A 22,827-nucleotide genomic window follows, 5' to 3' on the forward strand; every position below is an offset into this window, starting at 1 on the left:
CCCTCAGAACTGGCCGGCGGCCACCGGCGGCGCGATCGACAGGCCGTTGGCCAGCTTCTGCTCGACCTCGGCCCGGCGCTCGGCGTCCGGCTCCAGGGTCAGGACCCGGTTCCACTGCCACCGGGCCTCACGACGGCGACCGACCTGCCAGTAGGCATCGCCGAGGTGATCGTTGATCTCGGCGCTGGCCGGCTCCTTGCTGACGGCACCCTCCAGCGTCTCGACGGCGATATCGTACTGACCCTGACGGAATTGGGCCCAGCCTAGCGAGACCTGGATGTTGCCGTTCTCCGGCTCGGCCGCATGGGCCCGGGCCAGCATCTCGGCACCCTGTTCGACGCGTCTCCCGGTATCGACCCACATATAGCCGAGAGAGTTGAGCAAGGAGGCATTGTCCGGGGCGGCCTGCAGCGCCGCCCATAGCTCGGCCTCGGCCTCCTCAACCCGGCCGAGCGACAGGAGCGTGAGGCCGCGGATTTCGCGAATCTCCGGACGGGCCCGGGCAGCGTTCGCGCTCGGGTCGTCGATGACGCCAAGCGCTTCCTCATGACGGCCGAGGCCTTTCAGCTGGATCGCCAGCAGTCTGAGAACCTGCGCATCGCCCGGTGCCGCCCGGTTCGCGCGTTGGAAGGCCGCGAGAGCCTCGATCGGGCGCTGCTCGCTCGCATAGCTCAACCCGATGCCGAACTGCGCCTCGGAATAGCGGATCGGGTTGTCCGGCCTGACACGTTCAAACGCCGTGCGAGCCTCGTCCTGCTGGGTTCCAGCAGCCAGCACCTGCCCAAGCTGAAGGGCGATCTCGTCGTCGTCGTGAAGAGCCTCCGCCATCCTGAGGTAGGCCACAACATGCGAACGGGCCTGAGGGTTGGGGCCGAGAAAGATCGCCGCATATCTGAGGCCCTGGGCCGCCAGCTCGGTCGCCGTGGGCGCAGCCGGAGGGCGGGTCTGCATCAGTTCACGGGCTTCCGCTGCTGTATCCGCCCCGGTCGGCGATACGGAGTCAAACACATGCTGATAGTAGGCAAGCGCCTCGGCATTCCGGCCGCGGCGTTTCAGGAAGTCGGCATAGTCCCTTGCGAACAGCTGGGTGGCAATCGGAACCTCGAGCAGGGTCTGAAAGGCCGCCTCCGCCTCGGCGTAGCGGCGGCGTGCTTCCAGCAGACGGGCATGTTGATGCAGCAGGATCAGGGTGGCCGGGTCGCTGGTCGACAGCGACACCGGCCGGAGGGCTGCGGTCCAGTCGTTCGCTGCGGCGGCGACCGGTGCGCGCATCAGGCGCGCCGCAAGGGCGAACGCCGGATCAAAATCACCCGAGTCCAGGATCGCCAGTCCGGACTTCGCATCGCCGCGTTGAACGGCAAAGACCGCGCCGGCCAGCCTGGACGCATCAGCGAGTTCCGGGTCGCTCAAAAGCTCGGGTGAAATCCGGACGATGACATCAAGGTCACCGGCCAGCAGGCCGGCGCGGAAGGTGTCGAATCCGACGCGCGGCTGCTCCGGGACCAGACTCTGGCTCTGCGCCAGCAGGTCCGTGCCCTGGGTGTAGTCGCCACGGTAACTGGCCAGCAGACCTGACAGATAAAGGCCATAGGCGGACTGCCCCGCCGCATCGACGGGCACCGGTGCCCAGACCAAAGGAATGGGCAACGTGGCGGGTTCGGCGGGCTCTTCCGCAGCCGGCCCGGCCGGACTCGCGAGGGGCACCGCATCCTGTGCAGAAACAGGCGCGGCCAGCGCCGTCAGGGCGCAGGCGGTCAGGAGCAGGGTCAGGCGGGAAAGGCGCATAACCACGAACCTTCCCGCTTTATGAGGCGGCGACAAGGCCTCTCGCCCGCCCCATGAAGTTTTGGCGTCACATATTCGGATAGTTCGGCCCGCCGCCGCCCTCGGGGGTCGTCCAGACGATGTTCTGCGACGGATCCTTGATGTCGCAGGTTTTGCAGTGGACGCAGTTCTGGGCGTTGATCTGGAAGCGCGGATTGGACTTGCCGTCCTCGTCGTAGAGGACCTCGTAGACGCCTGCCGGGCAGTAGAGCCGCGCCGGCTCGCCGTATTCCGGCAGATTGACCCGGATGGGGATGGACGGGTCGAGCAGCCTCAGATGGGCCGGCTGTTCCTCGGCGTGGTTGGTGTTCGAGATGAACACCGACGAGAGCTTGTCGAACGAAAGCTTTCCGTCCGGTTTCGGATAGGCGATCGGCTTGTGCTTCGAGGCCTTTTCGGTCGAGGCGGCGTCGGTCTTTCCGTGCTTCAGCGTCCACGGCAGGTTCACGCGGAAGATCGACGAGAACCACATGTCGATGAGGCCCGCGGCCCCGCCGAGCGTGGTTCCCAGCTTCGACAGATAGGGTTTGGCGTTCCGGACCTGCTTCAGTTCCTTGTAGACCCAGCTCTTCTCGTACGCGGTCTGGTATTCGACCAGCTGGTCGCCCGCGCGCCCGGCCTGCACGGCGTCATAGGCGGCGTCGGCGGCCAGCATGCCGGTCTTCATGGCGTTGTGGCTGCCCTTGATGCGCGGGACGTTCACGAAGCCGGCCGAACAGCCGATCAGGACGCCGCCGGGGAAGCTGAGCTTCGGCACCGACTGGAAACCGCCCTCGGTGATGGCACGCGCGCCGTAGGAGATGCGGGTTCCGCCCTCCAGGTGCTCGGCGATGGCGGGGTGATGTTTGAACCGCTGGAACTCGTCGAACGGCGACAGATGCGGGTTCTTGTAGTTCAGGTGCACGACATAGCCGATGGCCACGTAGCGGTCGCCGAAATGGTACATGAAACTGCCGCCGCCGGTGAACTCGTCCAGCGGCCAGCCGGTCGTGTGCTGGGCCAGGCCGGGGCGGTGCTGTTCGGCCGGGACCTGCCACAACTCCTTGAGGCCGATGCCGTATTTCTGCGGCTGGGCCTCATCACACAGCTTGTGGCGGGCCATGATGGTCTTGGCCAGCGAGCCACGAACACCCTCGGCGATGAAGACGTATTTGCCGTGCAGTTCGATGCCGGGCTGGAAGTCGTCGGTCGGCTTGCCGTGGCGGTCGATGCCGAAGACGCCGGCGACGACGCCCTTCACCCGGCCGGAGGGCTCGCCCCAGACCACATGGCTGGCGGCCATGCCGGGATAGACCTCGACGCCCAGCGCCTCGGCCTGTTCGCCCAGCCAGCGCGCCACATTGCCCAGCGAGGCGATGTAGCAGCCGTCATTGTGCATGATCGGCGGCAGCAGGGGCATGGGCAGGGAGGCCTGGCCCATCGGTCCCAGAATCATGAACCGGTCCTCGGTGACCGGCGTCTCCAGCGGGGCCCCGCGTTCCTTCCAGTCGGGGAACAGCTCGTTCAACGCCTTCGGATCGATCACCGCACCGGACAGGATGTGTCCACCGACCTCAGCCGACTTCTCCAGCACCGCGACGGAGATCTCCTTGCCGTCCTTCTCCGCCCGCTGCTTCAGGCGGATGGCCGCGGAAAGGCCGGCCGGGCCACCACCGACGATAACGACGTCATATTCCATGACCTCGCGCTCGACTCCGGCCAGAGCCTCGGCCGGCGGCAGCTTGTCGATTACGGCCTCCTGCCAGGCGTTGGTTGCGCCGCCTTCGATGGCGTTGTCGGCCATGACCAAAATCCTCGGTGCCGGCCATTCCTGCTTTGGATTTGATCAAATCAAATCCCGGGAATGGCCTCGTTGAACATGCTGGAGCGAAGATCTGAGATCATCCGCGAGGCGGATGATCCGATTTCGCTCCGGGGGTCTTGCTGTTTTCCGCTTATCCGAAGGTGACGCAAGGGTGGTCAAGGACTATCCCTGTGCTGACCACCATGAACCCTCATTCTCTTGACCTCGCAAAAGCTGAAAGCCTGCTCGCCTTCTGGCGCGACGCAGGGGTCGACGCCTGCTTCGAGGACGCCCCGGTCGACCGCACCCACGTTGCCCCGCCCCCGGCCGTAAAGGCTGTGGCAAAGGCTACGGCCTCGGTCACGCCGATCGTCGCAACCGGTGACGCCCTGTCCGAGGCGAGACACCTGGCGGCCGGGGCGGACACGCTGGAGGCGCTCGGCCTGGCCATCGCGGGCTTCGAGGGCTGTCCGCTGCGCGGCATGGGCGCGAAACAGGCGGTGTTTTGTCGCGGCAATCCCGAGGCCGAGGTACTGATCATCGGCGAGGGCCCCGGCGCCGAAGAGGACGAGCGCGGCCAGCCCTTCATCGGCAAGGCGGGGCAGCTGCTGGACCGAATGCTGGCTGAAGCCGGTCTGGAAGGCCGGGTGTTCATCACCAATACCGTCTTCTGGCGTCCGCCCGGCAACCGCACACCGACGGCGGCTGAACAGGCGGTATGCGCGCCTTTCGTCGAGCGGGCCTTCGCCCTGCTCAAGCCCAAGGCCGTGCTGCTGCTGGGCGCGGCTGCGGCGAGGTCGGTCCTGACGACCGATGAGGGCATCATGCGGATGCGTGGACAGTGGCGCGAATGGCGGCTGGCGGAGGGTGCCGTCTCGGCCCCTGCCCTGCCGACCCTTCACCCCGCCTTCCTGCTGCGCCAACCCATCGCCAAGCGCGATGTATGGGCCGATCTGCTGTCATTGGCGGCACGGATTGAGCCCTGACCCCCGGGCTCGCTCAACCCTCAGACTCAAAACCGCCCCAAAAGGGGTGAAATCTTGACTCGGGTCGAGGCCGTGGTGCCTTTCTGGCCTCACGACCAAATGACCAGCGTGGGCTGACCCGGTTCAAAACGGGTCGTTCGATGCTCTCAGGGGGGCCGCCTCAGGTGCGATCTTGTATTCGTCGCGCGATTTTTGCACCGACCATCGCATTGGCGCTGGCTGCCCTGGCCACTGCGGGTCACGCCGAAGACGGCCAACGCCGCGTTCCATCCACGCTCAGCGCAGCGGACCGGCTGAACTACACCACCGCCTTCGACGCCCTGCGCCGCGGTGATCTGGAAGTCGCACGCGAGTCGGCGCGGCAGGCCAATGACCACGTGCTGTTGGGACAGGTCGAGTTCGAGCGTCTTTTCCACGCCGACTATACCGCCACCTTTGAAGAGCTTGCCGCCTGGCTGGAGGCGTATTCCGATCTTCCCGTGGCGCAACGGGCCTGGAACCTGGCCATGCGCCGCCGGCCCGACGGGGCACCCGAGCCGCGTCAACCTTCCCGGACGGACGGTGGACTCTACTGGAACCGCCTGGGGCCCGCCGGTGGAAACACCGAGGCTGATCCGACCAAGGCGGCCCGTGTCGCCCTGAACCGCGACGACCTTGCCGGCGCAATCAGGATCGGCGAACAAATCGGCGACTGGTGGACGGTCGGCCTGGCCCAATACCGGCTTGGCGACCTTGCTGCGGCCAGGGTCGCCTTCGGACGTGTTCTGGATGATCCGACCGAAGACGGCTGGGTCCGCTCGGGTGCAGCCTTCTGGGCCGCCCGTTCGGCGGGCGGTTCAGGCCAGCAGGACCAGGTGCAACCTCTGCTGCGTCGCGCAGCCTCCTGGCCGGCAACCTTCTATGGCCAGATCGCCCTGCGCCAGCTGGGCGAGGAGCCCGCCATCGAGAACATGGGGCCGACGCCCTATCTTTCCGGGGCAAACACACGCGTCCCTTCCCCCGTCGAGGAGCCCATCGGCGTCGACGCGGCCGAGCTGGACGATTTCATCCGCTCGGAGCCTCGCGCGCGGCGAACCGTGGCCTTTTTCGAGGTCGGTCGTCGCGCCGACGCCCGCGACGAACTGCGCACCGGTCTGCGCGCTGCAGTCACCGATCGAGGCCGACAGCTATGGGCCGCCCTGGGCCGGGCCCTGGGTCCGCGGGTGACCGGTTCGGGCGACGACCTGCGCCGCATCGACGCTGACCATTATGCCCAGCCTGTGATCGAGCCGGAGGGTGGCTTCACCATTGAGCGGTCACTGGTCTATGCCATCGCGCGCAAGGAAACCGGGTTCAACGCCCGCGCCCGGTCGGACGCCGGTGCCTATGGCCTGATGCAGGTGATGCCGACGACCGCCGCCGAACTGACCGGCGACCCCGCCTTCGTGAGCGAGCCCGAACGCCTTTTTGAGGCCAACCTCAACGCCCGTCTCGGACAGGCCTATGTGAACCGAGTGCTGGCCATGCCGGCGATCAATGGCGACCTGCTGCGCGCAACGGCGTCCTACAATGCAGGGCCGGGTCCCATGGTCAGCGCCGTGCGCAAGCTCGGCCCGGACGCCGATCCGCTGCTGCTGATAGAGACGATCGACGTGCCACAGGCCCGGGAATATGTGGAAAAGGTCGTAGCGGCCTACTGGATCTACCAGCGCATGAACGGTCGTCCGCTGAACACCCTTGACGCCGTGGCCTCAGGCGCCGCTGTGATCCCGCTGTCGCTGGACTATGTCCCGCCGCCGCCAACGCCGACAGAGGCACCCGCCATCGAGGTGGCCTCGACCGTGGCCGAAGGCTCCCGCTAGATATTGACGAGCAGCAGCGCCGGCAGGCAGCAGGCGATCACGATCATCAGGCCGTAGACCAGCAGGCTTGGACGGCGTGCACCGGGCTGTTCGACGGGCATGGACATCGGCGGTCCCCTGGGCGCTTCTGCGTTCCTTGACGAAGTTGCATACCGTCGTTGTCTTAAGACCGGGTTCCACCGGGCGGTTAACGCTCCGACAGCGCCTGCGCAGACCATTCGAGGAAATCCGGCTGGGCCAGCAGGGCGTCGCGATAGGCCGCAGCCGTCCCGTCGTCCCCATGGGCGGCGAGGTCGATCTGATAATGGCGGAACCGCGCGGCTACCGGGGTGAAAAAGGCGTCAGGCACGGACCATTCGCCGAACAGCCACGGACCACCGGCCCCGAAGCGGCGACGCATCTCCTGCCACAGGCTGACGATCCGCCGGATATCACGGGCGACGGCCTCGCCAGACGGCGGCGATGAACGGTCCGGTCCGACCATGGTGTGATCGGGTCCCATGCCGCATTCCGTCCTGAGCGCCATGAAGCCCCCATGCATCTCGCAGGCGGCTGACCGGGCAAGCCAACGGGCATGCGGATCCGCGGGCCACAGCCGGGCGTCCGGATAGCGTTCAGCGCACCAGACCGAAATGGCCATGGAATCCCAGATCGTCTCGCCGTCGACCTTGAGCAGCGGCACAAGCCGCGAGGGCGAGATCAGCGCAAGCTCTGCCTGACCTTCGGGCGAATAGATGTCGATCTCGCGCACGCTGAAATCGGCTTTGCAGTGTTTCAGCACCAACCAGGGCCGCAGCGACCAGGTCGAATACAGCCGGGGGCCGATGATCAGTTCCATGGCAAACACTCTCGAGCTCAGACGGGGGCGAAGATCGAAGTGCGATCACGCCAGCTGCCTTCGGTGAAGTCCGGGAAGTCGACGGTCCTGTTCCCTGCGGCGATGGAGGCCTCGGACAGCGGCGTGATGGCGCTCCAGGTGACGGCGTCATAGATGTCGATCGGCATCGGAGCGCCGGCCTTCAGCGCCTCGATAAATGCATGGATGACAAAGAAATCCATGCCGCCATGGCCCGCCCCCTCGGCTTCGGCGGCATGCGCCTTCCAGAGCGGGTGGTCGTACCGGTCCAGCCAGGCCTGCGCCTCCTCCCACCGGTGCGCCCTCGGACTCTGCCCTTCGACATAGATGGACTTGTTGACGTCCATCCACAGACCCTTCTCTCCCTGAACCCGAAAGCCGAGGGAGTAGGGCCGCGGCAGGTTGGTATCGTGGCTGAGCAGAACGGTCTCCCCGTTCTCACAGCCGATCATCGTCTGGACCACGTCGCCGAGACGGAAATCCACCCGCGCGTTCGGGTGATCCGGACCGCCCTTCGCCACGACGTGATTGTGCAGGCCCCGCGCCTTGGAGGCATAGCTGGTCAAATGGGTGAAGCGGTTGCCGCGATTGATGTTGGCCCACATGGCGCAGGGCCCGATGCCATGGCTGGGGTAGAGGTCGCCGTTGCGGTCGACCGAATGCTGGGTGCGCCAGCGCGCCTCGGACCAGCCGCTCCGGCCGAACTCAACCCCGCCGCCGTAGGCTTCTCCGGGGATTCCGGCATTGAACTTCACCTCACGCAGATCGTGCTGATAGCCGCCTTCCAGATGGATCATCTCGCCGAACACACCCTGGCGGACCATGTTCAGGACCGCCATCACATCCCGGCGGAAGCAGACGTTCTCCAGCAGCATATAGGGCGTGCCGGTCTCCTGCTGGGTCCGTAACACCCGCCAGTGGTCATCCATCGTGATTCCGGCCACGACCTCGCAGGCCACGGCGACACGCGCGCGCATGGCACCGATGGCCATCGGTGCGTGAAGCTCCCACGGGGTGGCGATGATGACACCGTCGAGATCCGCCGTGGCCAGCATCTCACGCCAGGCCTCGTTCGACCCGGTGTAGAGACGGGGGGTCGGACGGCCGGCCTCGGTGAATTGCGTCAGCGCCTCATTGAGCGTGAAGGCCTCAATGTCGCACAGGCCCACGACCTCGACGTCGTCGCGGCGCACCAGCTCGCGCAGCAGGACCCGGCCCCGCATACCGACACCGATCATGCCCAGCCTCAGGCGACCCGAGGCCCGCGTCGCTCCGGTAGCGCCCGTGGGGAGGGTCAGGGCCCCACCGGTCACAGCGGTGGCAGTGGCGATCAATTCGCGCCGATTCATCGAGTCCTCCGGGCAGCCTGGGCCATCGGACCAGACCCGAATTCACGCACCCGAACAAGCCGCCGGTTGACTCAGGGCCGCTTGAGACCGACACCCCGCGCCCATGATCAGCCGCTATTCCCGCCCCGCCGCCGTCGCCATCTGGTCGCAGGAGACCAAATACCGGATCTGGTTCGAGATCGAGGCGCATGCCGCCACGAAGATGGCCGAACTGGGCACGATTCCCGCCAGCGCCGCCGAGGCGATCTGGGCCAAGGGCAAGGATGTCGTGTTCGACGCCGACCGGATCGACGAGATCGAGCGGACCACCAAACACGACGTTATCGCCTTCCTGACCCATGTGTCCGAGATTGTGGGCGAGGAAGCCCGCTTCCTGCACCAGGGCATGACATCTTCCGACGTGCTCGACACCTGTTTCGCCGTCCAGCTGGCGCGCGCGTCAGACCTGCTCATCGAAGGCGTCGACCGCGTTCTGGCCGCACTCGAGACCCGGGCGAAGGAACACAAGTTCACGCCGTGCGTGGGCCGCAGCCACGGTATCCATGCCGAGCCGGTGACCTTCGGACTGAAACTGGCCGGCTATCACGCCGAGTTCCAGCGTGCGCGCCGCCGTCTGGTTACGGCGAAGGAAGAAATCGCCACCTGCGCCATCTCGGGTGCCGTCGGCACCTTCGCCAATGTCGATCCGGCGGTGGAGGCCTATGTCGCCGGGCAGATGGGGCTTCAGGTCGAGCCGGTCTCGACCCAGGTGATCCCACGCGACCGCCACGCCGCCTTCTTCGCAGCACTCGGAATCGTCGCCTCGTCGATCGAACGTCTGGCGACCGAAATCCGCCACCTGCAGCGCACCGAGGTGCTGGAGGCCGAGGAATTCTTCGACAAGGGCCAGAAGGGCTCGTCGGCCATGCCGCACAAGCGCAACCCGATCCTGACCGAGAACCTGACCGGCCTCGCGCGGCTGGTCCGCTCGGCCGTGGTCCCGGCAATGGAGAATGTCGCCCTCTGGCACGAGCGCGACATCAGCCATTCCTCGGTCGAGCGCGGCATCGGCCCGGACGCCACCATCCACCTCGACTTCGCCCTGCACCGGCTGGCCGGCGTGGTCGAGCGGCTGAACGTCTATCCGGCCAATATGGAAAAGAACCTCAACCTGCTGGGCGGACTGGTGCATTCCCAGCGGGTGATGCTGGCCCTGACCCAGGCAGGGGTGTCGCGCGAAGACGCCTATGCCGCGGTGCAGGAGAACGCCATGAAGGTCTGGCGCGGCGAGGGCCGGTTCCTCGACTTCCTCAAGGCGGATGCGCGGGTCACCCTGCCGGAACCGCAGCTCGAGGCGCTGTTCGATCTGGGCTACCACACCAAACACGTGGACACGGTGTTCGCGCGGGTGTTCGGAGCCGCGTGAGCCTGAAACGCGCCTTCGATCCGGTCGTCGACGCGCACACGCGACTCCTGATCCTCGGCAGCCTGCCCGGTGACGCCTCGCTGAAGGCCGGCCAGTACTATGGCCATCCGCAGAACGGCTTCTGGCGACTGATCGGCGGCGTGACCGGGCTCGAACTGGTTTCACTGCCCTACCCCGACCGGCTGGCGGCCCTGAAGGCGGCGGGCGTCGGTCTGTGGGATGTGATTGCCAGCGCCGAGCGGCCGGGCAGTCTGGACGGATCCATTCGCAGGGCCGAGGCCGCCGATCTGAACCGGCTCATTGACGACCTGCCGTCCCTGCGAGCCGTGGCCTTCAACGGCGGAACCGCCGCCCGCCGCGGCAGGCTGACCCTGATACCCCGCCCCGGACTCGCCCTCATCGACCTGCCGTCATCAAGTCCGGCCTATACGCGGCCCCTGATCGAAAAGGCCGTCGCATGGGCCGTGCTCGGCAGATTCATCCTTCGCCCCTGACCGGGGTGCGGTCACCTGTCGCAGCCGAATCCGCCGCGAGGCTGCATCCTTTCCGGCGTTGAGCAGTAACTCCCTCTCGAACCGCCCGCACGGCGGTCGCCCAGGAGAGTCAATGCCATGAAAACTGCCAGAACTGCCACGTTTGCAGGCGTATCGATCGCCGCCCTGCTGGCCCTCACGGCCTGCAACAGCGCCGAGGAAGCCGCCCCGGCCGATGCATCGGCAACCGAAGCTGCCGCCACGACCCCGGATGCCGCCGGCACCGTCGTCGCTGTCGCCCAGGGCAACCCTGACTTCAGCACCCTCGTCTCCGCTGTTGTCGCCGCCGATCTCGCCGGCACCCTCGGCGGCACCGGACCCTTCACGGTCTTCGCCCCCACCAACGCCGCCTTCGCCAAGCTCCCGGCAGCCACGCTGTCGACCCTGCTGACCCCGGCCGGCAAGGCCGACCTGACCAGGATCCTGACCTATCACGTGGTGGCGGGTCGGGTAGACGCTGCGGCCCTGACGCAGCAGATCCAGGCCGGTGGCGGCAGCGCCGCCCTGACCACCGTCCAGGGCGGTACGCTCACGGCCCGGGTCGGCACCGACGGAGCCGTGACGCTGACCGATAGCAAGGGCGGCGTCTCGCGCGTCGTTCAGGCCGACGTCCCCGCCTCAAATGGCGTCATCCACGCCATCGACACGGTGGTGATGCCCTGACCTTCTGACCTTCCGGTGAGAAGTCCATGGGGGCCGCAGCTGGCGACAGCTGCGGCCTTCGTTTTGTTTAATCGATTGTTTTTTAACATTTTTTAATGTTGCGCATCTCATCCGTCGCGCCGGTCAGGCCGTAGATTGAAGGCCGCTCATCGGGAGCGGACCCAGCCCAGAGAGCCCTGACCATGACACGCCTCAATTCCGGATTCTGCCTTCTTGCCGCGACGCTCGCCATCACGGCGGGAACAGCCACTGTCGCCGTCGCCCACGACCGCCAGCATTCGCCCGCCCGGGCCGACCATCACCACCGCGCCGCCCAGACTCTCGTGGGCGTTGCTGCCGGCAATGCCGACTTCTCCACCCTTGTCACGGCGGTTCAGGCAGCCGGACTGGTAGACACCCTGAACAGCGCAGGTCCGTTTACGGTCTTTGCACCGACCAATGACGCCTTTGCCGAACTCCCGGCCGGGACGGTGGACAGCCTGCTTCGCCCGTCCCAGCGAGCGGCGTTGTCACGAATCCTGACCTATCATGTGGTGCCCGGCCGGATCACGGCGGCAGACCTGACCACTGCCGTGCGCGTCGGCGGGGGCTCCGCGACCCTGACCACGGTAGAAGGGGGCCGACTTGTGGCCACGGTCAGGCGTGGGAAGCTGACCCTTACCGACGCCGCGGGCAACCGTATCGGCGTCACGGCCGCCGACATTCCGGCCTCGAATGGCCTGATCCATGTTCTTGACGGCGTGTTGACGCCGCACTGACCGGTGCAGCCCCGGGGTCACAGACCTGCGGCCCCGGCGGCTTATCCGTCGTTGCGGATCTGCTCGCGCGCCACCGAGGACAGCTCGTCCATCTTGCGGCGGATTTCCCCTTCGGAGACGGTCAGGCCGGCCCCTTCGAGGTCCTGGGCGATCTTGCGGTAAACGTCTTCCTCGCCCGGCTGTTCGAAGTCAGCCTTGACGATGGCCCGGCCGTATTCCTCAGCGCGATCAGCGTTCAGCCCCATCTTCTCCGCAGCCCAGAGGCCCAGCAGCTTGTTGCGCCGGGCAACCGCCTTGAACTCCTGCTCCTGATCGAGGGCGTATTTGGACTCGAAGCCTTTTTCCCGATCGTCAAAGGTCGTCATGGGCTTGGCCGGGCTCCGTTTGGGCGGCCGGAACGCACGGCCGCAGTCGAGCTGGTCTATAGCCGCCCCATGGACGAACGCAACTGCAACTCGCGGGGTTGCGACACCGCGGCGAACGGCACGGTCGCGACGCCCCCGGTTTGTGTCGCGGTGTCGCATCCGCTAAGGGTTCGCGCGACTTTTTCCAGCCCGCCCGATTCCGGATTGAGCCGCCCAGATCTCCGTCTGGTCGAGCGATAGCCGTTTCCGTCGCCCCCGCCCGGACCAACCATCATGAACGTCAAGCGCAAGAAGATTTACGAGGGCAAGGCCAAGATCCTCTACGAGGGACCCGAGCCCGGCACCCTGATCCAGTATTTCAAGGACGACGCCACCGCCTTCAACGGCGAGAAAAAGGCCCAGCTGGAAGGCAAGGGCGTCATCAACAACCGTATCAGCGAGTTCATCATGTCGCGCCTGAACGGCATCGGCGTGACCAACCATTTCATCAAGCGGCTGAACCTGCGCGAACAGCTGATCCGCGAGGTCGAGATCATTCCGCTTGAGGTCGTTTGCCGCAACATCGTCGCCGGTTCGATGAGCCAGCGGCTCGGCATCGACGAGGGCACGCCCCTGCCCCGCTCGATCATCGAATTCTATCTGAAGAAGGATGAGCTCAACGACCCCATGGTCACCGAAGAGCACATCACCGCCTTCAACTGGGCCACGACCCAGGAGCTCGACGACATGCTGGCCATGACCGTGCGGGTGAACGACTATCTGTCGGGCATGTTCGGCGCGGTCGGGATCACCCTCGTGGACTTCAAGATCGAGTTCGGCCGGGTCTGGGAGAACGATTTCTCGCGCGTGTTGCTGGCCGACGAGATCAGCCCGGACTCCTGCCGCCTTTGGGACACCAATACGGGCGAGAAGCTGGACAAGGACCGCTTCCGTCGCGATCTGGGCAATGTCATCGAGAGCTACACCGAGGTGGCCCGCCGCCTCGGCATCATGAAGGATATGCCGACCGTGATTCAGGGGGGATTGCACTGATGGCGAAGGTCAGGGTTCACGTCTTCCTCAAACCCGGCGTGCTCGACGTCCAGGGCAAGGCCGTAGAAGGGGCCCTGCACGGCCTGGGCTGGGCTGATGTTTCGAACGCCCGCGTCGGCAAGTTGATCGAGTTCGACCTCGGCGACGGCGTCGAGGACAAGGCCGCCGAGGTCAAGCGCATGTGCGACACCCTGCTGGCCAACACCGTGATCGAAAGCTACCGCATCGAGGTCGCATGAAGCGGCTGATCCGATTCTCGGTCGCGGCCTTCGTTCTGGTCGGTGTGCTGATCTTCGCCGCCGCCCTGGCGGGAGGGCTGACGGACGATTCGGCCTTTACGCCTGCAGCCAGGGAAGCGGCCCACTAGCGACGCACGGCGCGATGATTCGCCCGGGCCAGCCCTATTGAGGAACACGCCATGACCTTCACCGTCACCTCAACCAGCTTCACGGATGGCAGTACCCTGCCCGATGCCCAGGTTTACGCCAAAGGCAACCGCTCGCCGCAGCTGAGCTGGTCCGACGCGCCGGAGGGAACCCGCAGCTTCGCCATCACCTGTTTCGACCCCGATGCGCCGACGGGCTCGGGTTTCTGGCACTGGACGGTCGCCAATATCCCCGCCGATGTGACCGCACTGGCCGAAGGCGCATCGTCCGCCGGCCTGCCGAATGCCGCGGTCGAAGGCCGCACCGATTTCGGACCTCCGGGCTTCGGAGGGGCTGCCCCGCCGCTGGGCCATGGCCCACACCGTTACATTTTCACGGTCTTCGCGGTCGATGCGGAAAGGCTTGATGTGACGCCCGATAGCTCGGGAGCCATCTTCGGCTTCAACCTGCATTTCCACACCCTGGCCCGAGCCTCGATCACCGGGATTTACGAGAACAGGGGCTGAGTCGGCCGCCACCGCCTGACAAGCCGTCCGAACGCTGCTAGAGGCCCCCGCCATGAGCGCCGCCGTCATCGTCTTTCCGGGTTCCAACTGCGACCGTGACTGCAAGGTCGCCGTCGAACGCTCCACCGGCGAGCGGGTCGACATGGTCTGGCATCAGGAGACGGAACTCCCGTCGGGCCTCGACCTGATCGTCCTGCCGGGCGGCTTCTCCTACGGCGACTATCTGCGCTGTGGCGCCATGGCGGTGCAGTCGCCGGTGATGCAGGCGGTCAGGAAGGCCGCCGACGACGGTGTGGCCGTGGTCGGCATCTGCAACGGCTTCCAGATCCTGTGCGAGGCCGGAATGCTGCCCGGTGCCCTGTTGCGGAACGCGGGGCTGAAATATGTCTGCAAGCCCATCGCCCTGACCGTCGCCAACGGCCAGACCCGGTTCACCGCCGGCTATCAGGGCCAGCGCGAGGTGGTCATGACCCAGGGCAATGGCGACGGAAACTATTTCGCTGACGCAGAAACCCTGGCCCGGATTGAGGGCGAGGGACAGGTGGTGTTCCGCTATGTCGACAATCCGAACGGCTCGGTCGCAGACATCGCCGGCCTCCAGAATGCGCGCGGCAATGTGCTGGGCCTGATGCCCCACCCCGACCGGGCGTTCGAGGAAGAGCTTGGCTCCGCCGACGGTGCGACCCTGTTCCGCAGCATCTTCGCCGCCGCCTAGGTCGACTGCGGGCTTGACCCGCGCTGTCCGAACGTTCGATCTCACCTCACCGGGGCGGGGACAGACCGATGTTCATGAGCGAACGCCAGAAGATGATTTCGGGCCTGCCGTACGATCCCGGCGATCCCGAGCTTCAGGCCGACCAGACCGCCGCCCGGCAATGGATGGCCCGCTACAACGCCGCCATGGGGGCCAGCCCCGCTGAACGACGCGACCTGTTGCGTCAGAGGATGGGCGAAGTCGGCGAGGGCGCGATCATCCGCCCGCCGTTCCACTGCGACTATGGCTACAATATTCGGCTGGGCCGCGGCGTCTTCCTGAATTTCAACTGCATCATCCTCGACGTCTGTGAGGTCGGGATCGGCGATCAGACGCAGATCGGTCCGGCGGTGCAGATCCTCACGGCCGACCACCCGCGCGACGCCGTCGAGCGGGCCGCTGGCATTGAGTTCGGCCGGCCCGTCACCATCGGCCGGAACGTCTGGATCGGCGGCGGAGCCATCATCCTGCCCGGCGTCACGATCGGCGATGACGCGGTGATCGGTGCCGGCTCGGTCGTGACCCGTGACGTGCCCGAGGGCGCGACCGCCGTGGGCAATCCGGCCCGGGTGAGGACCTAGACCCCCCAGGCCTGACCGCCCGCGCCGTAGCCGTCGACAGCCTGGAACAGGGCCGAGACGAGCGCCCGCTCCTCCTCACTCATCTCCGGTTTCCAGACATCGAAGATCAGGATGGTGCGATCCTGACCGCTGTCATTGGCGGCTTCATGCTCGATCGTGTCGTCAAAGGCCCAGGCCTGGCCCTCGCGCCAGTCGCGGACGTCATTGCCGACCCGGAAGCGGCTGCCGGGCGGGGCTATCAGGGGCAGGTGGCAGATCAGCCGGGTATTGATCAGCCCGTGGTGCGGCGGGATGCGAGCCCCCGGCGTCAGTTTTGAGAACAGGATCGACGGCGTCCGCCCCGGCACCCGACACAGCGGCACCTCGGCGAGCGCGGCCAATGTGCGCGGGCAGCGTCGGGCGAGCTCCGGCTGTTCCACCCCGTCCTTCCACAGAAACAGGGCGCTCCAGTCGGGGTTGGCCAACATGCCCGAGGCGTCGGTATTGGGCCGGTCAACGCGCGGTTCGACATAGGGACGGAACAGCGCCGGCTCGGCCAGCAGGCCGTCAAGTTCAGCGCGAATCTCCCCCGTCGCCGCCTCGATCGCCGCCAGCCAGGGCAGGGTCTCGCGCGGCTGGAACTGGACCTGCGGCAGGCCGGGGAACAGATAGAAGCGCGGCTCCTGCTGATACAGCCGCTTTCGCCCCGCCATCAGGTCCAGCGACAGGGCGAACCGGTCGCTTGAGGTTGCCGCATCAAAGCCGGCCGCGGCGAGACTCGTCGCCAGATGCGCCTCAAACCGCTGCGCCTGGGCCTGGACGGCGGCCTGGGCGCGCCGCAGCTCGGTGATGACCGAAGGCGCCAGTCCCTTGCCGTCCCCCGCTACGCGCAGGGCCGAACTGTAGAAGCTGGCGGCGGCGCGGCCATCCCCCAGGCCGGCAAGGGCGTCCCCCTTGGCGATCAAGGCCGCAAGATTTCTCGGATCAGCGACCAGCGCGCGGTCTGCCGCTTCGAGGTCGGCGCGGTGGCCCTGTTCGGTTTTCGACATGGGGTGATCGGAAGCGTTCAGGACCGCGTCCGTCAAGCCGAAAGCGTCAAACCCGGTCGACGCATTTTCGACGACAAAAAACCGGGCGGAGTTGAACCTTCGCCGTTCCGGCGCGTAGTCATGGTCAACAGCTGTGGAGCCGCCATGTCTATTCTCCGTCCGAACGCTTCCCAGAAGGCCCGTCGCCTGATGGTGCTGGCCGCCACCGTCTTCGCCATCGTGATCGGCCAGGCCCAGGTGCTGCTCGGCTGGGGCCAGTCCCCCGCCGAATTCTCGGCCGACAGCGACGCCACACTGCGGGTCGCGGGCTATGCCTTCGCCATCTGGGGGGTGATCTATCTCTGGCTGCTGGTTTACGCCGTGCGCCAGGCGCTGCCGCAGACCGGCGAAAGCCGGTTGATCAACCGGCTGGGCTGGCCCTCGCTCGCCGCCCTGCTGGGCATCGGCGCATGGGTCGTCGCGGCAGCCTATGACTGGGAGGCAGCGACGGTTGTCCTGATTTTCGGCTCGCTGCTGTTCCTGCTGTTTCCCCTGCTGGCCAACGCCGGCACGATCCGGGCGCTCCCCCGCGGGGACCGCGACCGCTGGATGACGGTCTGGCCGCTCAGCCTCCTGGCAGGGTGGCTGACCGTGGCCTCTCCCCTGAACCTGATTACGGTGGTTACCGGTGACGGCCTCCTTCCGGAAATGCTGCCTCCGACGGCCTGGGCGATCCTGGCGGTCATCGCGATTGTCGCGGTAGCGCTGGCCGTCACCCAACGACTCCGGACCCTCGCCTACAGCCTGCCGATCGCCTGGGGTCTTGCAGGGGCGTTTGTGGCCGAGCAGACCCGCAATCCGACCCTGTCCTATGCCGCTCTTGCGGCGGCGGTGACCGTACTGGTCGGTGCCGCCATCCTGACCTTCACCGCGCGACGCCCGGCTCCGCAGGCCTTCGGCCTCGATGATGTGTCCGCCGGTGGCTGACACGACTCTGTTCAGGGGCTAGAAGGCGCGCCCATGACCGCGCCCCAGAACACCGCCCCGAAGACCATGGCCGAACTGGCCGCCGAATACGGCCTGGCCCCCAATGAATACCAGGTCGTCCTCGACCGGCTGGGACGAGAGCCCAACCACGTCGAGCTGGGCGTCTTCTCGGTGATGTGGTCCGAGCACTGCTCCTACAAATCCTCGAAGGTCCACCTCGGCAAATTCCCGACCAAGGGCCCGCGCGTCATCTGCGGCCCGGGCGAGAACGCCGGGGTTATCGACATCGACGACGGCGACGCCTGCATCTTCAAGATGGAGAGCCACAACCACCCCAGCTTCATCGAGCCCTATCAGGGCGCGGCGACCGGCGTGGGCGGGATCATGCGCGATGTCTTCACCATGGGTGCCCGCCCCGTAGCCCTGCTGAACGCCCTGCGCTTCGGCGATCCGTCGCACGAGAAGACCCGGCGGCTGGTCAAGGGTGTAGTCTCCGGCATTGGCGGTTACGGCAATTGCGTCGGTGTGCCGACCGTGGCCGGCGAGACCAATTTCCACCGGGGCTACAACGGCAACATCCTGGTCAACGCCATGTGCGTCGGCATCGCCAAGGCCGACGCCCTGTTCTATTCGGCCGCGCCCGCTCCGGGCCTTTCGGTGGTCTATTTCGGCTCCAAGACCGGCCGCGACGGCATCCACGGCGCGACCATGTCCTCGGCCGAATTCGACGACGAATCGGATTCGAAACGCCCGACGGTCCAGGTCGGCGATCCCTTCGCCGAGAAGCTGCTGATCGAGGCGACCCTGGAGCTGATGGCCTCGGGTGCCGTCGCCGCCATCCAGGACATGGGAGCCGCGGGCCTGACCTCTTCGTCGGTGGAAATGGCCGGCAAGGGCGGGGTCGGCATCGAGCTGATCATGGACCAGGTGCCCCAGCGCGAAACCGGCATGACGGCCTATGAGATGATGCTGTCGGAAAGCCAGGAGCGGATGCTGGCCGTGCTGAAGCCGGGCCGCGAGGAAGACGGCCACCGGATCTTCAAGAAGTGGGGACTGGACGCCGCCGTCATCGGCCAGACCACCGACACCGGCCGGCTAGTGCTGAAGCATCACGGCGAGACGGTCTGCGACGTGCCGCTGGCCCCGCTGTTCGACGATGCACCGCTGTATGACCGGCCCTGGGTCCAGCCCGCCCTGCAGCCGCGCCTGGCCCCGGCCGATGTGCCTGCGCCGGAAAGCTGGGTCGATGCGGTGATCAAGGTCCTGACCTGCCCGGACATGGCCTCCAAACGCTGGATCTGGGAGCAGTACGATCGCCACGTCATGGCCGACACCCTGCACGACTCCGCCACCGCCGCCGACGCCGGCGTGGTGCGGGTGCACGGCACGGACAAGGGTCTGGCCATGACCTCGGACTGCACCCCCCGCTATGTGCTGGCCGATCCCTATGAGGGCGGCAAACAGGCCGTGGCCGAGGCCTGGCGCAATCTGACCGCCGTGGGTTCACGGCCCATCGCAATCACCGACAACCTGAATTTCGGTAATCCGCAGCGGCCCGAGATCATGGGTCAGATCGTGCGCGCCATCGACGGCATGGCCGAGGCCTGCCGGGTGCTGGACTTCCCGGTCGTGAGCGGCAACGTCAGCCTCTACAACGAGACCAATGGCGCGGCCATTCCGCCGACCCCGACGGTCGGGGCGGTCGGCCTGCTGACCAACTATGACATCGTCGTCGGCTTCGGCGGCATGGTCGAGGGCGATGTGCTGGTCCTGATCGGCGAGACCCGGGGCGAACTGGGCTCCTCCCTCTATCTGCGCGAAGTGCTGGGCCGCGAGGACGGCGCCCCGCCCCCGGTCGATCTGGCGCTGGAGCGGAAGACGGGTGACTTCGTGCGCGAACAGATCGAGGCGGGTGCCCTGACCTGTGTGCACGACCTGTCCGATGGCGGCCTGATCGGGGCGGCGGCGGACATTGCCCTGGCCTCGGATTGCGGCGTCGAGCTGGACGGCGGCCCGGACGCCCATGCCCACGCCCGGCTCTTCGGTGAGGATCAGGCCCGCTATCTGGTCGCTGTAGCCGATGCGACCGAGGTCATCGCCGCCGCCCAGGTGGCCGGCCTGAGCGCCTCGGTGGTCGGCCGCGCCAGGGGCCGCGACTTCGCCGCGATTGGCCCGGCCGGCGATCTCTTCCGCCTGCCGCTGGATCACCTTCGCGAGATGCACGAGGGCTGGATGCCGACCTGGATTGAAGGACACGCCTGATGCGCTTCGCACCGATCGCCCTGACCACCCTCGCCCTGACCCTCGCCGCCTGTGAAGGCGGCGGCGATCCTGTCGAGCAGGCCCTGCGCGACACCGCGTCCAAGAACCACGCCGCGAGGGTGCAGGAGGGCGTCGTCTCGGCCCCGGCCCACACCGGCGCTCATGGTACGGGCACCACCACCGCGGGCGACGCAGCCTTCGCCGCCTCCGAGGCTGCAATGCACGCCGGCATGGCCCGGGCGTCCGGCGAGACGGTCGATGAGGCCTATATCGCCAAGATGATCGAACACCACCGCGGTGCCGTGGCCATGGCGGAGGTTGCGCTGAAGGAGTCTCGCGATCCGGAGGTCCGGCGCATGGCTCAGGTCGTGGTCGACACCCAGACCCGCGAGATCGCGGAAATGCAGGCCTGGAAGCCGGCCCCGGCGAACTGAATCGGGCCGCCGACGCGGCTCCGCCCCAAGGGACAGGCCCCAGGTCCTGCCGTGCGCGTGGAACGGGGTGACGCCCGTCACAATTCCGGTCTAGGTCGGGTTATCCAGTCTGGAGGTCTTGATGCTGCGCCCGTTCGAAACCCTGTCCCGTCGCGGCCTGCTGCTGACCCTCGGCGCGGGCGGAGTCCTTGCCGGCTCGGGCCGTCAGGCGCTCGCCGATCCGGTGTTCGCCGAATATCCCTTCCAGCTCGGGATTGCGGCGGGCGACCCGACCCACGACGGCTTCGTCATCTGGACCCGCCTCGCGCCCCGCCCGATGGAAATCGGCCACGGCATGCCCTCCGCCCCGGTGCCGGTGAAATGGGAGGTCGCGACCTCGCGCGGCTTCGGCAACACCGTGGTTCGCTCCGGCGAGGCCGTGGCCCGCCCCGAACTGGCCCATGCGGTCCATGTCGAGGTCGAGGGGCTGGAGCCCGCCCGCGAGTATTTCTACCGCTTCAGTGCCGGCCTCGAACGCACCCCCAGCGGCCGTGCGAAGACCGCGCCGGCCGCCGGTGCCACGACCGCACAGGCGCGCTTCGGCGTGCTGGGCTGCCAGGCCTATGAGCAGGGCTTCTACACCGCCCACCGCAAGGCGGCGGAAGAGAACCTCGACTTCATCTACTGCTACGGCGACTACATCTATGAGGGCCGTGGCAACCGCACCTACACCGGCTCCGGCGGCACGATGGAAAACCCGCGCCAGCATGTCGGGGGCGAGGCCTACAGCCTCGACGACTATCGTCGGCGCTATGCCCAGTACAAGCTCGACGCCGACCTGCAGTCCAGCCACGCCTCCACGGCCTGGTTCTGCACCTGGGACGACCACGAGATCGACAACAACTGGGTCCAGGCGCTGGATCAGGATGGTACGCCGCCCGAAATCTTCATGCTGCGCCAGCAGGCGGCGATGCAGGCCTGGTACGAGCATATGCCGGTCCGGCGCTCGGCCTTCCCACGGGGCGCGGTCACCCAGGTGTATCGCCATGCCAGCTGGGGAGACCTGCTGGACCTGAATTTCCTCGATACGCGTCAGTATCGTTCGAACCAGCCCTGCAACGAGGCCTGGGCATCGACCTGCCCCGGTGTTTCGGCCGCCGATGCCCATGTGCTTGGCCAGGCACAGGAGGCCTGGCTCTACCAGAACCTCGACCGGTCGCAGGCGCACTGGAAGGTGCTGGCGCAGCAGATCATGGTGATGGACCTCGACCGGAAGGAAGGGCCCGAGCCCGGCTTCAACCTCGACAGCTGGGCCGGCTATGCGATCCCGCGCCAGCGCCTGCTGGACCGGCTGCGTGAGCGCCGCATCGGCAACACCGTCATCCTGACCGGCGATGAACATCAGAACTACGCCGGGGAACTCTACCGCGACAGCCGCAATCCCGAGGGCGCGCCGGTCGCCACCGAGTTCGTCGCCACCTCGATCAGCTCGTCCGGCGACGGTCAGGATCAGCGGGCCGACGGGCGGCGCTACCTCGCGGACAATCCGTTCCTGAAGTTCAACAACGCCCAGCGTGGCTATGTCGTCTGCGACGTGACGCCCGAGCGGTGGCAGACCGAGTTCAAGGTGCTGGACAAGGTGTCGGAACGCGGCGGGACCCTGACGACGCGGGCGAAATTCGCGGTGGCCAGCGGCGACGCGCGGGTGGTGCCGGCCTGATCACAGGTCGAGCCGGTCCGCCAGCAGGGCGACAAGGCGGTCCGGTTTGCCGTCAAACAGCCGGTCCAGCAGGTCCTGGACCTCGCCCTCCACATAGGCCTGACGGTCGAACACAGCGTGGTAGCGCTGGCGGCCGTCTTCCTTCTGCGATCGCACGGCCCCCTTCTGCATCAGGCGATGCAGAAGGGTCTTGATGGTCGCGTCGCCCCAGGCGTTGGCGGCCTTCACCTCCTCGATCAGCGAGGCGAAGGACAACGGGCCGCGTCGCCAGAGCGCGGCGAGCACGGCGCTCTCGGCCTCAGTGACCGAAATGCGCGCCGGGTTCAGGATTGCAGCACCGTGCGGTCGATGCGGGCCTCAATGATCCAGTGGCAGACCACGCCGACAACGCCCGCGATCAGGCCGAGAAGGAACAGCAGGGCCGCCTCGGCGAAGCCCGGGGCCAATACCGGCATCGGGACCGGTCCGAAATTGGCGATGCCGATAAAGCCCATCAGCACCACGAAGGCTGCACCGACCAAGCCCATCAGGGGCCCGCCCAGTCGAAGCGCGGAGACGAAGGCCGAGCCTCCATTCAACCGCTTTCCGGACGCCAGCTTCAGGCCAGTGACGACGATCGCAGCCAGGGAGGCCGCGACGAGCGCGATCATCAGGAACTGCATTGTCTCGTCAGCATCGAGGAAAACCTTTGCGATGGTGAGGCGCGGCGCCGCGGCGGCGGTGATCGGGAGAGACGCAAGCATCAGGCCGGCGACGACGGGAGACAGGGATGGACGCACGGCGAGACCTCCAGACTACATTTGTAATCCTATAAGA

The 22,827-nt window shown here is 66.9% G+C and carries 24 protein-coding genes; 16 read left to right on the forward strand and 8 right to left on the reverse strand.

The genetic code is table 11. The features are described 5' to 3' along the window. Nucleotides 1-3: 3 nt before the first annotated feature. Both Q0053_RS09960 and Q0053_RS09965 read right to left on the reverse strand, forming a co-directional pair. Nucleotides 4-1,785, reverse strand: a complete 1,782-nt coding sequence (locus Q0053_RS09960) for a tetratricopeptide repeat protein (RefSeq protein WP_298099529.1) — start codon at nt 1,783-1,785, stop codon at nt 4-6. 67 nt (nt 1,786-1,852) lie between these two features. Further along, nucleotides 1,853-3,502, reverse strand: a complete 1,650-nt coding sequence (locus tag Q0053_RS09965; RefSeq protein ID WP_298099727.1) for an electron transfer flavoprotein-ubiquinone oxidoreductase — start codon at nt 3,500-3,502, stop codon at nt 1,853-1,855. Nucleotides 3,503-3,810: 308 nt separating this feature from the next. Here Q0053_RS09965 and Q0053_RS09970 point away from each other — a divergent pair, with 308 nt between their 5' ends. Both Q0053_RS09970 and Q0053_RS09975 read left to right on the forward strand, forming a co-directional pair. Then, complete coding sequence (locus Q0053_RS09970; RefSeq protein ID WP_298099532.1) at nt 3,811-4,593, forward strand: uracil-DNA glycosylase; 783 nt, start codon at nt 3,811-3,813, stop codon at nt 4,591-4,593. 164 nt (nt 4,594-4,757) lie between these two features. Next, nucleotides 4,758-6,434: a lytic transglycosylase domain-containing protein gene (locus Q0053_RS09975; RefSeq protein ID WP_298099535.1), complete on the forward strand. Its 1,677-nt coding sequence runs from the start codon at nt 4,758-4,760 to the stop codon at nt 6,432-6,434. A gap of 187 nt (nt 6,435-6,621) precedes the next feature. On the opposite strand, the gene Q0053_RS09980 is transcribed toward Q0053_RS09975, so the two are convergent. Beyond that, nucleotides 6,622-7,272 carry a glutathione S-transferase gene (locus tag Q0053_RS09980; RefSeq protein WP_298099538.1) on the reverse strand — a complete coding sequence of 217 codons (651 nt, stop codon included), beginning with the start codon at nt 7,270-7,272 and terminating at the stop codon, nt 6,622-6,624. Between the two features lie 17 nt (nt 7,273-7,289). Continuing rightward, entirely contained in the window at nt 7,290-8,639 is a 1,350-nt protein-coding gene (locus Q0053_RS09985) for a Gfo/Idh/MocA family oxidoreductase (RefSeq protein WP_298099541.1), read from the reverse strand. Nucleotides 8,640-8,742: 103 nt separating this feature from the next. Here Q0053_RS09985 and purB point away from each other — a divergent pair, with 103 nt between their 5' ends. The 4 genes from purB to Q0053_RS10005 all read left to right on the forward strand — a co-directional run bounded on the left by purB (nt 8,743) and on the right by Q0053_RS10005 (nt 11,998). Continuing rightward, a complete protein-coding gene (gene purB / locus Q0053_RS09990) occupies nt 8,743-10,044 on the forward strand; it encodes an adenylosuccinate lyase (protein WP_298099544.1) in 1,302 nt (433 codons plus the stop codon). After that, the gene (locus tag Q0053_RS09995; protein WP_298099546.1) at nt 10,041-10,538 is read left to right on the forward strand and encodes a DNA-deoxyinosine glycosylase; all 498 of its coding nucleotides are present in this window, start codon (nt 10,041-10,043) and stop codon (nt 10,536-10,538) included. Before purB ends, Q0053_RS09995 begins: the two co-directional genes overlap by 4 nt. A 117-nt stretch (nt 10,539-10,655) precedes the next feature. Next, a complete protein-coding gene (locus Q0053_RS10000) occupies nt 10,656-11,240 on the forward strand; it encodes a fasciclin domain-containing protein (protein ID WP_298099549.1) in 585 nt (194 codons plus the stop codon). A gap of 182 nt (nt 11,241-11,422) precedes the next feature. Next, nucleotides 11,423-11,998 carry a fasciclin domain-containing protein gene (locus Q0053_RS10005; RefSeq protein ID WP_298099553.1) on the forward strand — a complete coding sequence of 192 codons (576 nt, stop codon included), beginning with the start codon at nt 11,423-11,425 and terminating at the stop codon, nt 11,996-11,998. Between the two features lie 41 nt (nt 11,999-12,039). On the opposite strand, the gene Q0053_RS10010 is transcribed toward Q0053_RS10005, so the two are convergent. Continuing rightward, nucleotides 12,040-12,363 carry a DUF1476 domain-containing protein gene (locus tag Q0053_RS10010; RefSeq protein WP_298099556.1) on the reverse strand — a complete coding sequence of 108 codons (324 nt, stop codon included), beginning with the start codon at nt 12,361-12,363 and terminating at the stop codon, nt 12,040-12,042. A gap of 273 nt (nt 12,364-12,636) precedes the next feature. On the opposite strand from Q0053_RS10010, the gene purC reads away from it, so the two are divergent. From purC to Q0053_RS10040, 6 genes are all read left to right on the forward strand, one after another. Further along, entirely contained in the window at nt 12,637-13,395 is a 759-nt protein-coding gene (purC, locus tag Q0053_RS10015) for a phosphoribosylaminoimidazolesuccinocarboxamide synthase (protein WP_292030714.1), read from the forward strand. Beyond that, a complete protein-coding gene (gene purS, locus Q0053_RS10020) occupies nt 13,395-13,634 on the forward strand; it encodes a phosphoribosylformylglycinamidine synthase subunit PurS (RefSeq protein ID WP_298099558.1) in 240 nt (79 codons plus the stop codon). Before purC ends, purS begins: the two co-directional genes overlap by 1 nt. Then, nucleotides 13,631-13,762: a hypothetical protein gene (locus tag Q0053_RS10025; RefSeq protein ID WP_298099561.1), complete on the forward strand. Its 132-nt coding sequence runs from the start codon at nt 13,631-13,633 to the stop codon at nt 13,760-13,762. The genes purS and Q0053_RS10025 overlap by 4 nt, the downstream gene beginning before the upstream one ends. Nucleotides 13,763-13,813: 51 nt before the next feature. Continuing rightward, nucleotides 13,814-14,287: a YbhB/YbcL family Raf kinase inhibitor-like protein gene (locus Q0053_RS10030; RefSeq protein WP_298099564.1), complete on the forward strand. Its 474-nt coding sequence runs from the start codon at nt 13,814-13,816 to the stop codon at nt 14,285-14,287. A 52-nt stretch (nt 14,288-14,339) separates the two neighbouring features. Next, nucleotides 14,340-15,002 carry a phosphoribosylformylglycinamidine synthase subunit PurQ gene (gene purQ, locus Q0053_RS10035; RefSeq protein WP_298099567.1) on the forward strand — a complete coding sequence of 221 codons (663 nt, stop codon included), beginning with the start codon at nt 14,340-14,342 and terminating at the stop codon, nt 15,000-15,002. A 74-nt stretch (nt 15,003-15,076) separates the two neighbouring features. Further along, nucleotides 15,077-15,622 (forward strand): sugar O-acetyltransferase, encoded by a 546-nt coding sequence (locus tag Q0053_RS10040; protein WP_298099570.1) that lies wholly within the window; start codon nt 15,077-15,079, stop codon nt 15,620-15,622. Here Q0053_RS10040 and Q0053_RS10045 read toward each other — a convergent pair. Continuing rightward, a complete protein-coding gene (locus Q0053_RS10045) occupies nt 15,619-16,650 on the reverse strand; it encodes an aspartyl/asparaginyl beta-hydroxylase domain-containing protein (RefSeq protein ID WP_298099573.1) in 1,032 nt (343 codons plus the stop codon). The two genes, Q0053_RS10040 and Q0053_RS10045, sit on opposite strands and share 4 nt — an antisense overlap. A 144-nt stretch (nt 16,651-16,794) precedes the next feature. On the opposite strand from Q0053_RS10045, the gene Q0053_RS10050 reads away from it, so the two are divergent. The 4 genes from Q0053_RS10050 (at nt 16,795) to Q0053_RS10065 (ending at nt 22,011) form a co-directional block, all read left to right on the forward strand. Continuing rightward, nucleotides 16,795-17,616, forward strand: a complete 822-nt coding sequence (locus Q0053_RS10050; protein ID WP_298099574.1) for a hypothetical protein — start codon at nt 16,795-16,797, stop codon at nt 17,614-17,616. Nucleotides 17,617-17,649: 33 nt separating this feature from the next. Beyond that, nucleotides 17,650-19,878, forward strand: coding sequence for a phosphoribosylformylglycinamidine synthase subunit PurL (gene purL, locus Q0053_RS10055; RefSeq protein WP_298099577.1), 2,229 nt, complete (start codon nt 17,650-17,652; stop codon nt 19,876-19,878). After that, complete coding sequence (locus Q0053_RS10060) at nt 19,878-20,312, forward strand: DUF305 domain-containing protein (RefSeq protein WP_298099580.1); 435 nt, start codon at nt 19,878-19,880, stop codon at nt 20,310-20,312. The genes purL and Q0053_RS10060 overlap by 1 nt, the downstream gene beginning before the upstream one ends. A gap of 121 nt (nt 20,313-20,433) precedes the next feature. After that, the gene (locus Q0053_RS10065; protein WP_298099582.1) at nt 20,434-22,011 is read left to right on the forward strand and encodes an alkaline phosphatase D family protein; all 1,578 of its coding nucleotides are present in this window, start codon (nt 20,434-20,436) and stop codon (nt 22,009-22,011) included. Here Q0053_RS10065 and Q0053_RS10070 read toward each other — a convergent pair whose 3' ends face one another. Together Q0053_RS10070 and Q0053_RS10075 are read right to left on the reverse strand one after the other, a co-directional pair. Further along, a complete protein-coding gene (locus Q0053_RS10070) occupies nt 22,012-22,341 on the reverse strand; it encodes a BlaI/MecI/CopY family transcriptional regulator (protein ID WP_367276687.1) in 330 nt (109 codons plus the stop codon). Next, nucleotides 22,335-22,790, reverse strand: coding sequence for a hypothetical protein (locus Q0053_RS10075; RefSeq protein WP_298099585.1), 456 nt, complete (start codon nt 22,788-22,790; stop codon nt 22,335-22,337). The genes Q0053_RS10070 and Q0053_RS10075 overlap by 7 nt, the downstream gene beginning before the upstream one ends. Nucleotides 22,791-22,827 lie beyond the last annotated feature (37 nt).

This window comes from Brevundimonas sp. (assembly GCF_027487935.1).
Taxonomy (GTDB): domain Bacteria; phylum Pseudomonadota; class Alphaproteobacteria; order Caulobacterales; family Caulobacteraceae; genus Brevundimonas.